Here is an 11,833-nt window from a genome sequence, read left to right as displayed (position 1 = left end):
TGCCCAGGAAGGGACTCGAACCCCCACGAAGTTACTCGCTAGTACCTGAAACTAGTGCGTCTACCAATTCCGCCACCTGGGCATTTCAGGAAAGAAAGGCATTGTATCAAAAATATTAAGCAAACCAGCGCATTGTTGGAAGAAGTTGAAGGAATAGTTCAAGGGCACCGTGATGGACACGGCTTCGTGATTCGGGATGACGGCGAGTCCGATATTTACCTCGCACCCAATGAGATGCGTGCTGTCTTGCACAAGGACCGTGTCAAGGTGCGTATTGTCCGCAGCGACCGCAAGGGCCGACCCGAAGGACGTGTCGTCGAGATCATGGAGCGCAGCACCCGGGTCATCATCGGCCGCTTGTTGTGCGAGAGCGGCATCTGGATCGTGGCGCCCGAAGACAAGCGTTATGGCCAGGATGTCATGATCCCCAAAGCCGCCACCGGCTTGGCCAAGGTGGGTCAGGTGGTGGTGGTTGAATTGACCGAGCCACCGGCCTTGTTTGGTCAACCCGTCGGCCGTATCAAGGAGGTGCTGGGCGAAATGGACGACCCCGGTATGGAGATTGAAATTGCGGTGCGCAAGTACGATGTGCCGCATGAGTTCTCGGACGCCTGCATTGCGCAGGCGCGGGCCCTGCCGGATGCGGTGCGTTCCCAGGATAAAAATAACCGCGTGGACCTGACCGATGTGCCCTTGATCACCATCGACGGCGAAGATGCGCGCGACTTTGACGATGCCGTCTATTGCGAACCTGTCAAGATCGGCCGGGGCAAGGCGGCGGTGTCAGGCTGGCGCTTGCTGGTGGCGATTGCCGATGTCAGCCATTACGTGGAAAACGGCTCGGCCATTGACGTTGACGCCTACGACCGGGCCACCAGTGTTTATTTTCCGCGCCGCGTCATTCCGATGCTGCCTGAAAAATTGTCCAACGGCCTGTGTTCCCTGAACCCCGAGGTTGAGCGCCTGTGCATGGTCTGCGACATGATGGTGAGCCCTGACGGCGAGGTGACGGCCTACCAGTTTTACCCGGCGGTGATGTGGAGCCATGCGCGTTTTACCTACACCGAGGTCGCTGCCATTCTGGCCAACACACGTGGTCCGGAGGCATCCAGGCGCAAGGAGCGCATCCCTGATTTGATGAACCTGCACGATGTGTACCGAGCGCTGCTCAAGTCGCGCGCGCGCCGTGGCGCGGTGGATTTCGAGACGGTGGAAACCCAGATCGTCTGTGACGACGCCGGTCATATTGAAAAAATTATTCCGCGCACCCGCAATGACGCTCACAAACTCATTGAAGAAGCCATGCTGGCAGCCAATGTGTGCAGTGCTGATTTCATCGCGCAGAGCAAACACGTGGGTTTGTACCGGGTGCACGAAGGCCCGACGCCCGAGAAAATTGAGATTTTGCGCAATTTCCTGAAAATCACCGGCCTTGGCATGAGCATCAGCGACGACCCGGCACCGGGTGAGTTCCAGGCCATTGCCAACGCCACCAAGGACCGCCCGGACGCGCAGCAGATTCACACGATGCTGCTGCGCTCCATGCAGCAGGCCATTTATACGCCGGAAAACAGTGGCCACTTCGGCCTGGCGTTTGATGCCTATACCCACTTCACCAGTCCGATCCGGCGCTACCCCGACTTGCTGGTGCACCGGGTCATCAAGGCGATTTTGCGCAAGAGCAAATACCAGTTGCCGAATTTGCCGACACCGGGTGAAGCGCACGCCAAGCTGTCCAAGCGTCTGGAGAAAAACCTGGCCTCCAAGGTCAAGGAACCCGGTCAGAAACCGCGCAAGTTCACAGTCGACATGCAGGCCTGGCAGGCTGCAGGACTGCATTGCAGTGCCAACGAACGTCGCGCCGACGAAGCCAGCCGGGACGTGGAGGCCTGGCTCAAATGCAAGTACATGCGCGACCATTTGGGCGAGGAATTCAGCGGTGTCGTCAGCGCCGTCACCAGCTTCGGCATTTTTGTCACGCTCGATGCCATGTTCGTCGAGGGCCTGGTTCATATTACCGAGCTCGGCGGCGAGTATTACCGCTTTGATGAAGCGCGCCAGGAGCTGCGTGGCGAGCGCACCGGCATGCGTTATGTGCTGGGTACCCGGGTGCGGGTGCAGGTGAGCCGGGTTGACCTCGATGGGCGGCGCATTGATTTTCGCCTGCTCACGGAGAACGATGGCCTGCTGCCCCGTTTGTCGAAAGACAGGGATTTGGCACATGAGGGCACGGATCGGAAAGTGTTCGATGACGATGCCAGCGTGACCAAGGTCGGGCGGCGCAACCGTAACATGGCGGAGCCATTGCCGCGCGCAGGAGCCCCCAAGCGCGCCGGTGGCGCCAAAGTGTCAGCCCCTGCCAAAGCCAAGGACAAGGCGCGCAAACCACGTCGTCGCAGTTGACTAAAACTTTAACTACTTGAAAATCATGACAGAAAAAAACAAAGTTGCCCTGGTCACAGGTGCTGGTTCGGGTATTGGCAAAGCAGCCGCGCTGGCCTTGCTGGGCGGTGGCTGGCATGTGGTGCTGGCGGGGCGACGGCTGCAACCCTTGCTGGATGTGGCGGCCTTGTCTGGTGTGCCTGAGCGCGCTCTGGCAGTGGCTGCCGATGTCGCTCAGGAGGCTTCGGTGGTGGCGCTGTTCGATGCGGCTGTCGAAAAATTTGGCCGTGTCGATGTGCTGTTCAATAACGCCGGCACCAACGCACCGCCCGGTGTGTTGTTGGAAGACCTGGCATTGGCCGACTGGCAAAAGGTGGTAGACATCAACCTGACCGGCATGTTTTTATGCCTGCGCCAGGCCTTTCGGGTCATGAAGGCACAGACCCCGATGGGCGGACGCGTCATCAACAACGGTTCCATTTCGGCCACCACACCGCGCCCCAATTCTGTGGCTTACACCGCCACCAAACACGGGGTGTCAGGCTTGACCAAAACCGCCTCGCTCGATGGTCGCAAATACAACATTGCGGTAGGTCAAATTGACATTGGCAACGCTGCCACGGACATGACGCAGCGCATGCAGACCGGCATTTTGCAAGCCAACGGCACCATGGCCATTGAGCCGGTGATGGATGTGGTGATCGTGGGCCAGTCGGTGCTTTACATGGCCAATTTGCCCTTGCAGGCGAATGTCATGTTCCACACCGTGATGGCCACCAACATGCCTTTTGCCGGGCGCGGCTAAAACTCAAGCTGACGCTGTTAACGCTTTGGCCAGTCGCGAAGCCGTCAGCGCCTGATCCTGCGGCCAGAGGTCGGCGAGCTGACCATGCTGATGGACGGCCTGGCAGGCGGCATCAAAGCCATTCAGACCCTCAGCCAAAAGCGCGCCGATCAAACCCGCCAGCACGTCACCGGTACCACCCGTGGCCAATCTGGCGTTGCCGGTCGGGTTGATGACAGGCGTCCTGTCGGCTTGCGCAATCAGCGTGCCTGAACCCTTGAGCATGACCGTGCAGGCAAAACGCCGGGCCAGTTGCTGCGCAGCTTCGAGCCGGTTGGCTTGAACCTCAGCCGTGCTGCATGCCAGCAGCCTGGCGGCTTCCAGCGGGTGCGGGGTCAGGATGGTGGTGCGTTGCTGTTGGCCTCGTTCGCAGAGCAGGGCCTGGAGCGGGGCAGATTGGGCAATGACATTGAGCGCATCGGCATCCACGACCAAGTGTTTTGCAGACTTGAATAGCAGCGGCAGATGCTTGGTTATGGCAGTGCCGCCGCCGCAGCCACACACCACGCTCATGTTGTCCAACGCCAGGGTGCCCCAATGCCGGAACATCAGTTCAGGCTGGCTTGTCGCCAGTGGCGAGGCTTGCTCGTCAAGCAGGCTGACAAACACCCGGCCCGCACCTCCATGCAATGCCGCGGAGCCGGCCAACAGCGCGGCACCCGTCATGCCTTGGGCGCCGCCGATCACGACCACATCACCGTAACTGCCTTTGTGGCTGGCGTGCGCGCGGGTCGCTGAAACCGGCTGGCCCGCCAGCCAGGCGCTGGGAGCCAGGGGCGTTGTAGCGGCTGCGCCTGTTTGTCCGTGTTGCAAATCGTCCAGCCAGACGCTGCCCGCCAGATCGCGGCCATGGGCGGTAAAAAGTCCGGGCTTGAGGGTCAGCAGGCTCAGGGTGTGACTGGCTTTGACGCGGCTCGCGCAGGCGGCGCCGGTGTCCGCCTGCAAACCGGTGGGCACGTCAACGGCCAGCACAGGAACGCCCAGATTGTTGATGTGCGCAATCCAATCGGCCATGCGTCCAGCGGGCTCGCGTAATTGGGAGCCAATGCCCAGCAGTGCATCGATGCACAAGTCAATTTGCTGCGGGGGCTGATCGACAAATTGCACGCCTGCGTCGATGGCTTTTTGATGCGCTATTTTTGTGTCGGCGGGGGCGCGCTCGGCGTTTCCCAGCCAGCTCACCACGGGGTGTTTGCCCCAGCGCTGCAAATGCAGGGCAGCTTCGAGTCCGTCACCGCCGTTGTTGCCGGGGCCGGCCGCCACCCAGATGCGTTGGGCATGGGGAGCGAGGGCCAGCGCCAGTCTGGCCACAGCCAGGCCGGCGCGCGCCATCAGGGTATGCGGGGGCAGGGCTTGTTGTGCCTGTTGTTCGAGTTGCCGCGTTGCCGCAATGTCATGCAGCGCTTGCCGGTTGCTAAAGTTGACTTTCTGCACGGCACAACTCAAAGATCAGAACTCGAAACAGTCACCTTCGCGGGCCAGGCGATAGATGGGGTCTCCGTCGCGGCGCGGATGTTCCGTCATGGCCTCGGCAAAGGCAGCTTCCAGGGCAGCGTCGCTGCGGGTGGGTTCATGGTGGGTGCAAAACAGCGTTTTGGCCCCCGCTTTTTTGGCGTACTCGATACTGGAATGGTAGGTGCCATGTCCCCAGCCTTGTTTGGCCGGGTATTCGGCAGTGGTGTAGGAGCAGTCTGCAATCAGCACATCGACTCCTTGCATGGCGCGAATCAGATAGTCATTTTTTGACTCTACCTCAGCCTGGCATTGCGCAAAACCGGCTTCATCCGGCGTGTAAATGTTGTAGGGGGGTTCATGGTCACCCGTGAAAAAAATGGATTTTCCGTTTTCTTCAATCCGGTAGCCAAAATCAACCACCGGATGGCTCATCACATAAGGCGTGATGGTGGCGCTGCCGATCCGGATGTTTTGCTCTGGCGCCAGCGTGACGTATTCGATGCGCGCTTTCATTTCTTCTTCGCGCACGGGAAAGTAGCTGTACTGAAGTTGCACCGCCATGACCTGTTCAATGCCCTTGCCCGAAACCGAATCAAAGGCACCATGCAAACGCATGGTGTTGCCGGCTATAAAGTTGGGCAGGAAAAACGGCAGGCCCTGAATATGGTCCCAATGCGAATGTGTGATCAGGACATGCGCCGTGACAGGCAATTCATTCAATAAAGTTTGCGACAGCGGGAAAATACCGGTACCGGCATCAATGATGATGAGTTCGTTGTTGCCAGTGCGAATTTCAATACAGGTGGTGTTGCCGCCATAACGCACGGTGTTGGGACCTGGCGAGGCAATGGAACCACGAACACCCCAAAATTTGACTTTCATGCCATACCTCTGGATTTTGCGAACCACGGGCATGCTTGCAGGCTGAAAGGCAAGCTTTTGATTCGTGTTTTTATGTCTTCAAAGCGCATGGGGGCTAATCGTACTGCGAAATTTTTTATTCAGACCAATTTCGTATTTGTCGTTGGCAAAAAGAACTATTTGGAAATCCACCACTAAAATTCACCCTGTTGGTGCTCGCGGCGTGGTTCACACGTCGCAGTTCAACGGGAAGCAGGAGGGTACGGCATTCGCGCCAAACCTAACCTGCGCTGCCCCCGCAACGGTAAGTGGACGCGTCGCAAGACGCCGCTTCCATCACAGCCACTGAGCGTTTTGAACACGCGCTTGGGAAGGCGATGGAGGTTGATTCCACCAGCCCGGATACCGGCCAACACGGTGGTTGCACGCCTGGCGTGAAACCGTGACGCTCAGGCACTGTCGGGGACGACGGTGAGGGCTTTTTGATGGTTCTTATCTCAATTATGAAAACTTGTATTTCTTCGATGCGCGGTCGCGCTCCCGTGCGCTTGTGCGCGTCTGCCTTGGCCGTTTTTACCGCGTTTCCGGCGCTGGCTCAGGGGCAGGCGGCAACACTTCAAGAGGTGGTGGTGACGGCCAGTCGCAATGATCAGTTGCTGGGCTCAGCCTTGCCGCACACCACCGTGATTAGTCGAGAGGACATCGAACGATCCCAAGCCAGTGACCTGGTCACGCTACTGCAACGCGAAGCCGGTTTGCAGCGCACCCAAAACGGAGGGGTAGGCTCGGTTTCAAGCGTATTTGTGCGCGGAGCCCCATCGCTTCAAACCTTGGTATTGATTGATGGTGTCCCGCAAAACAAACAGGATGCTTCCGGCGCAGTCAGCTTGGAACATCTGATGCTGGACAACATTGAGCGGGTTGAGGTTGTTCGTGGCAATGTTTCTGCCATTTACGGTTCGGGCGCCATTGGCGGCGTGATTCAAATTTTTACCAAAACGGGAAGCAGTGTGCCCGCCGCCACTCTGTCGCTGGAAGTTGGACCCCGCGCTTCGCGCAAAATTTCTGGTGCGGTAAGTGCCAACCTGGGCAACACGTCGCTCAGTGCGGGCTTGGCGCGCCTGACCACTGATGGGTTTTCGTCTATCGACACGGCGCAGTTGCCAAGTGCGAACCCGGACCCCGATGCGTATCGCAACACCAGCAGTAACTTGTCGCTGGTGCACAGACTTTTTCCGACGCACAGTTTTGGCATTCGTGTCATGCAGTCTGAAGCTGACACCGACTATGACAATGCCTTTGGTGCACCCGCTGACCTTCAAACATCGACTACCCGTTTGAGTCAGACAACCTTGTTTACCGATAACACCTGGGGTGATTGGCGCAGCCGTTTGTCGCTCAGTGAACAGTCCGACAAAAGCCGCTATCAGGACAATGGTTTTTATGGATCCAAGGATGGGTTTACCACGCGAGCAACGGTGTTGAGTTGGGTGAATACCGTTGGTTTGGGCGATACCTGGTTGGCCACGGCCGGGCTGGAGCAGCAGCGCCAGCATGTGGATACCAGCAGTGACACATATACAACTTACAGCCAGGCGCGTGATACCTCCGCAGTGTTTGCTGGCCTGGAAGGGCAGTTGGGTCAAGGCAGTGTTCAACTCAATGTGCGTCATGACAAGGTTGGGGATTTGAGTCAAAGCACGGGTTATCTTGGGTACGGATACCCTTTGACCAATCAGATAAAAGTGACCGCCAGCACGTCAACTGCTTTTAATGCGCCGCCGCTCGGCTACTTGTTTGCGCCTGGTTACGGTAACCCGTTGCTTAAACCAGAACGCGCCCGTAGCCGCGAGCTGGGCCTGCAGTACGAGCATAAAAAACAGTTGCTGCGTGCCACTTACTTTGATACGCGCATTCAGGACCAACTAAATTACGATTTCAGTACATACAGCTTTGCAAATATTGGCCGCACCCACAATTCAGGCTTGGAGCTTTCGTATCAAGGTAGCCTGGGTGCCGGCGATGTGCGCGCCAGCTTGACGGTGCAAGACCCGGTGGATGAAATCACCCACCAGCGCTTGGCACGCCGTGCGGCTACTTTGCTGTCCTTGGGCATCTCGCACCCAATTGGGCGGTGGCGTTTGGGTGCTGACCTGCAATACAGTAGCGACCGACCCGACGCCTTCGGCACCGTGAACACCACGCTGGCTGCCTATTCAGTGCTTGATTTGTCGGTGTCGTACCGGGTGGCCCCTACGGTGCTGGTCAAGGCGCGACTCGATAACGTCACCGATAAAAAGTACCAAACAGTTTATGGTTACAACCAACAAGCGCGCAGCTTGTACATGGGCTTGACCTGGACGCCGAAACTATGATCTGCTGGGTTTTATGAATAAAACCAAACCATGAACCCGATCAGCGACCAGGCACCGGGCCCGCGGCGCATCGTCTGCCTCACCGAGGAAACCACCGAGTGGCTTTACCTGCTGGGGCAGGAGAGTCGCATTGTGGGCATCTCGGGCTACACGGTGCGACCGCGGCGGGCGCGCGATGAAAAGCCGCGCGTGAGCGCCTTCACCAGCGCCAAAATTGACAAGATTCTGGCGCTGCAACCCGACTGTGTGCTGGGCTTTTCCGACATGCAGGCTGACATTGCCAGTGTGCTGATTCGGGCTGGCGTGCAGGTCACGGTGTTCAACCAGCGCAGCGTGGTCGAGATTTTTTCGGTGTTGTACCAGGTGGCGGCGATGGTGGGGCAGGGCGAGCAGGGCTTGGCGCTGATTGCCGACATCCAGCAGCAATTGGCTGGCATAGCCAAGGCCGCGGCAGCTTTGCCCCGTCGTCCCAAGATCTATTTTGAGGAATGGGACATGCCCCACATCAGCGCGATCCGCTGGGTCTCGGAGCTGATGGGCATCGCGGGTGGCGACGACTGTTTTCCCGAGTTGGCCGAACAATCGCTGGGCAAGAACCGCATCATTGCCGATGGCGCCGAGATTCTTCGGCGCAACCCCGACATCATCATTGGTTCTTGGTGCGGCAAGAAATTTCGGCCGGAACAGGTCGTGGCACGGACGGGCTGGGGCGAGGTCCGGGCGGTCAAAACCGGGCAGTTGTTCGAGATCAAATCAGCTGATATTTTGCAGCCCGGCCCGGCTGCGTTGACCGACGGCGTGGCCGCATTGCACCGCATCGTCATGGCCTGGAGTCAAGCGCATGGATGACCTGGTAACACTGAATGTGGCTCGCAGCGAGCTGATCCTGGGCGGCCAAAAAAGTGGCAAGTCGCGCCGTGCCGAGGCGCTGGCACAGGCCTGGTTGAGTCAGTCTGGCAGTCATCAGGTGGTGCTGATCGTCACCGCGCAAGCCGGCGATGACGAGATGCGCCAGCGCATTGCACGTCACCAAGCCGACCGGGCGCAGCGCTTGCCGGGCGCCACCACGCTGGAAGAGCCCTTGGCGCTGGCCGAAGCCATCCGTGGGCACAGCCGTCCCGACACGCTGATCATCGTGGACTGCCTCACCTTGTGGCTGACCAACGCGCTGATGCCAGTGCGGGGCGCAGCAGCGGCATCTCAAAGTCCGGCTTGTGATCAAGCATCGCGGACGGCGCAGCTGTTGCAAGCCATTGCCGACGCGGCGGGACCGCTGGTGCTGGTGGGCAACGAGATTGGTCTGGGTGTGATCCCCCTCGGCTGCGAGGTGCGTGCCTTTGTCGATGCGTTGGGCCTGCTCAATCAGAGTGTGGCGCAGCTGTGCCAGCGCGTGACCCTGATGGCAGCGGGTTTGCCACTCACCTTGAAGGATGTGCCATGAAGCAGGTGTTGGTGTGGGTCTGGCTGGTATGTCTGCACACGGCCCATGCCTACCAGGTCAGCGACGACCGGGGCGTGTCAATCAGCTTTGACAAGCCGCCCCAGCGCATCGTCAGCCTGCTGCCATCCCTCACCGAGACGGTTTGTGCGCTCGGTCAGTGTGATCGGCTGGTGGGGGTGGATCGTTATTCCAATGATCCGGGCCGTGTCAAAAATTTGCCTCAGGTCGGCGGCGGACTGGATCCGAACATCGAGGCCATCGTGGCGCTCAAGCCCGATCTGGTGCTGATGGCCACATCCGCCCAAGCCGGTGAGCGCCTGCAGGCCTTGGGGCTTAAAGTCATGGCGCTGGAGCCCAAAAACCATGCCGACGTCAAGCAGGTGCTGGAAAAATTGGGCCAGGTGCTGGGGGTGGGGGAGGCCCGGCGTGTCTGGCGTGGCATTGAAGCCGGCATGCAGGCGGCGGCGCAGTCCTTGCCTGCACGGTTCAAGACCAAGCGGGTGTATTTCGAGGTGAATCGCGCACCCTATGCCGCGGGTGAGGCGTCGTTCATTGGTGAAACTCTGACCTGGCTCGGCGTCAAAAACATTGTGCCAGCCAGCATGGGACCGTTTCCGCTGATCAATCCGGAATTTGTGGTGCGTGCCAATCCCGATGTGATCATGGTCGGTGACGTCAATTTTGCAGGCATGGAAGGGCGTCCGGGCTGGGCCGGCATCCACGCCATCGCGACGCAACAGGTGTGTGTTTTCACACCGGCGCAGTCCGACATGCTGGTGCGCCCCGGCCCACGCATGGCCGATGGCGCACGGCTGATGGCGCAATGCCTTCTGAGGGTGTTGAAGTGACGGATATCGGACGCCAACAGCGCCGCGCATCCCGGCTGGTAACGGGCCTGTTGCTGGTCGGGCTGCTTCTGGTTTTGGTGGGTGCCAGTGTCGGCAGCACCGGATTCGAGAGCGTACTGAAGGTATTACAGGACCCGCTGGCGTGGCAAATCGTGTGGGACATCCGCTTGCCGCGCACGCTCGGTGCCTGGGCCGCGGGTGCGCTGCTGGGCCTGGCTGGGGCGGTGGCGCAGGGGCTGTTTCGCAACCCGCTGGCGGATCCCTTTCTGCTGGGCAGTGCCTCCGGCGCGTCGCTGGGTGTCGCGTTGACGCTGGTGTTCCTGGGGGTGTCGCCGTTTGCCGCAGACTGGCTGGTGCGTGTGAGTTTGACGGGTGCCGCCTTTGCCGGGGCGGTGTTGGCAGTGCTATTCACATTGGTGCTGGCGCGCGGCGTGCAGCACACCCTGCGCTTGTTGTTGGCTGGTGTCATTGTGGGGGTGGTGCTGGGGGCCTTGACCTCGCTGGTGATGCTGATGGAACCCGAAGTGCTGCAGTCCATGCAGGCTTTCATGCTGGGCAGCACCGGTTTTGTCGGCTGGACCTCCTGGTTGTTGATGGTGGCAGCCTGGATGCTGTGCAGCACGGTGGCCTGGGTGCTGAGTCCGGTGCTGGACGGCCTGAGCCTGGGCGAGGCCACAGCCGCCAGTCTGGGTTTGCCGCTGGCGCAGATGCGCGTGGCGCTGGTGGTTGTGCTGGCCCTGGCCACCGGCACGGCTGTGGCACAAACCGGTCTGATCGCGTTTGTCGGCCTGGCGGCGCCGCACCTGGTGCGTTCGGTGACCAAGACCACGCACCAACGGCTGATCGTTTTGTCGAGTCTGATGGGCGGCGTGTTGCTGATGGGGGCCGATGTGTTGGCCCGCGGTTTGATGGCTCCACAGGAACTGCCAGTGGGCGTGCTCACTGCGGTGTTGGGCGGCGGTTACCTGTTGTGGTTGATGCACCGCAGTAAACGGTCAACGGCGGGCACTGGCTTATGAGCAAGCTGACGACGCCCATTGCACTTCAGGCCAGCGGCATCAACGCCAGCCTGGGCGACGCGCACATCTTGAAAGACATCGATCTGGTTTTGCCAGCCGGGCGCTGGACCAGTATCGTCGGCCCCAATGGGGCTGGCAAATCGACCCTGCTCAAAGTGCTGGCCAATCTCTTGCCACACAGCGGCAGCATCAACTTGCTGGGCCAATCCTTGGCCACGTTACCGGCCAAACAACGGGCGCAGCAATTGGCCTGGCTGGGTCAGAACGAGGTCACCGGCGACGACTTGACCGTGTGGGACGTTGCCATGCTGGGGCGCTTGCCACACCAGACCTGGCTGGCAGCGCCCAGTGCGGCTGACCATGCGGCTGTTGAGCAAGCCTTGCGCGCCACCCAGGCCTGGGGCTGGCGCGGCCGCACGTTGGGCCAGCTCTCGGGCGGCGAGCGCCAGCGCGTGCTGCTGGCCCGCGCCCTGGCCGTGCAGGCGCAGGTGCTGTTGATGGACGAACCCCTGGCCAACCTCGACCCGCCGCACCAGGCTGACTGGCTCCATACCGTTCGCAGCCTGATCGCTCAAGGTAAAACCGTGGTCAGCGTGTTGCATGAGATC

Annotated in this window: 10 protein-coding genes, 1 tRNA gene and 1 riboswitch; of the genes, 8 read left to right on the top strand and 3 right to left on the bottom strand. The window is 60.0% G+C overall.

Translation table 11 applies throughout. The features are described from left to right. Positions 1 to 82, bottom strand: a tRNA-Leu gene (locus NDI87_RS13285). Between the two features lie 23 nt (positions 83 to 105). On the opposite strand from NDI87_RS13285, the gene rnr reads away from it, so the two are divergent. Together rnr and NDI87_RS13275 are read left to right on the top strand one after the other, a co-directional pair. Beyond that, the gene (gene rnr, locus NDI87_RS13280; RefSeq protein WP_296275796.1) at positions 106 to 2,403 is read left to right on the top strand and encodes a ribonuclease R; all 2,298 of its coding nucleotides are present in this window, start codon (positions 106 to 108) and stop codon (positions 2,401 to 2,403) included. Between the two features lie 25 nt (positions 2,404 to 2,428). Beyond that, complete coding sequence (locus tag NDI87_RS13275; protein WP_296275793.1) at positions 2,429 to 3,187, top strand: SDR family oxidoreductase; 759 nt, start codon at positions 2,429 to 2,431, stop codon at positions 3,185 to 3,187. 3 nt (positions 3,188 to 3,190) lie between these two features. Here NDI87_RS13275 and NDI87_RS13270 read toward each other — a convergent pair whose 3' ends face one another. Together NDI87_RS13270 and NDI87_RS13265 are read right to left on the bottom strand one after the other, a co-directional pair. Next, a complete protein-coding gene (locus NDI87_RS13270) occupies positions 3,191 to 4,660 on the bottom strand; it encodes an NAD(P)H-hydrate dehydratase (protein ID WP_296275792.1) in 1,470 nt (489 codons plus the stop codon). 15 nt (positions 4,661 to 4,675) lie between these two features. Continuing rightward, entirely contained in the window at positions 4,676 to 5,563 is an 888-nt protein-coding gene (locus NDI87_RS13265; RefSeq protein WP_296275791.1) for an MBL fold metallo-hydrolase, read from the bottom strand. Positions 5,564 to 5,735: 172 nt separating this feature from the next. Further along, positions 5,736 to 5,971, top strand: a riboswitch (cobalamin riboswitch). 134 nt (positions 5,972 to 6,105) lie between these two features. Between NDI87_RS13265 and NDI87_RS13260 the strand changes: the two genes are divergently transcribed. From NDI87_RS13260 to NDI87_RS13235, 6 genes are all read left to right on the top strand, one after another. Continuing rightward, entirely contained in the window at positions 6,106 to 7,917 is a 1,812-nt protein-coding gene (locus tag NDI87_RS13260; protein ID WP_296275790.1) for a TonB-dependent receptor, read from the top strand. 30 nt (positions 7,918 to 7,947) lie between these two features. Further along, complete coding sequence (locus NDI87_RS13255; protein ID WP_296275788.1) at positions 7,948 to 8,766, top strand: ABC transporter substrate-binding protein; 819 nt, start codon at positions 7,948 to 7,950, stop codon at positions 8,764 to 8,766. Further along, entirely contained in the window at positions 8,759 to 9,358 is a 600-nt protein-coding gene (locus NDI87_RS13250; RefSeq protein ID WP_296275786.1) for a bifunctional adenosylcobinamide kinase/adenosylcobinamide-phosphate guanylyltransferase, read from the top strand. Before NDI87_RS13255 ends, NDI87_RS13250 begins: the two co-directional genes overlap by 8 nt. Then, positions 9,355 to 10,206 carry a helical backbone metal receptor gene (locus tag NDI87_RS13245; protein WP_296275785.1) on the top strand — a complete coding sequence of 284 codons (852 nt, stop codon included), beginning with the start codon at positions 9,355 to 9,357 and terminating at the stop codon, positions 10,204 to 10,206. The genes NDI87_RS13250 and NDI87_RS13245 overlap by 4 nt, the downstream gene beginning before the upstream one ends. Positions 10,207 to 10,211: 5 nt before the next feature. Continuing rightward, the gene (locus NDI87_RS13240) at positions 10,212 to 11,225 is read left to right on the top strand and encodes an iron ABC transporter permease (RefSeq protein WP_296275795.1); all 1,014 of its coding nucleotides are present in this window, start codon (positions 10,212 to 10,214) and stop codon (positions 11,223 to 11,225) included. Then, a partial coding sequence (locus NDI87_RS13235) for an ABC transporter ATP-binding protein (RefSeq protein ID WP_296275783.1) occupies positions 11,222 to 11,833 on the top strand: 612 nt, incomplete at its 3' end. The genes NDI87_RS13240 and NDI87_RS13235, both read left to right, overlap by 4 nt.

Source organism: Rhodoferax sp. (assembly GCF_023701345.1).
In the GTDB taxonomy this organism is placed as follows: Bacteria; Pseudomonadota; Gammaproteobacteria; order Burkholderiales; family Burkholderiaceae_C; genus Rhodoferax.
This window is presented reverse-complemented; position numbering and strand designations above follow the sequence as displayed.

Bases quoted from the DNA above. Each gene is read 5' to 3' on its own strand.
- NDI87_RS13255 (WP_296275788.1), top strand. From the start codon at position 7,948: ATGAACCCGATCAGCGACCAGGCACCGGGCCCGCGGCGCATCGTCTGC.
- NDI87_RS13265 (WP_296275791.1), bottom strand. From the start codon at position 5,563: ATGAAAGTCAAATTTTGGGGTGTTCGTGGTTCCATTGCCTCGCCAGGT.
- NDI87_RS13275 (WP_296275793.1), top strand. From the start codon at position 2,429: ATGACAGAAAAAAACAAAGTTGCCCTGGTCACAGGTGCTGGTTCGGGT.
- NDI87_RS13250 (WP_296275786.1), top strand. From the start codon at position 8,759: ATGGATGACCTGGTAACACTGAATGTGGCTCGCAGCGAGCTGATCCTG.
- NDI87_RS13245 (WP_296275785.1), top strand. From the start codon at position 9,355: ATGAAGCAGGTGTTGGTGTGGGTCTGGCTGGTATGTCTGCACACGGCC.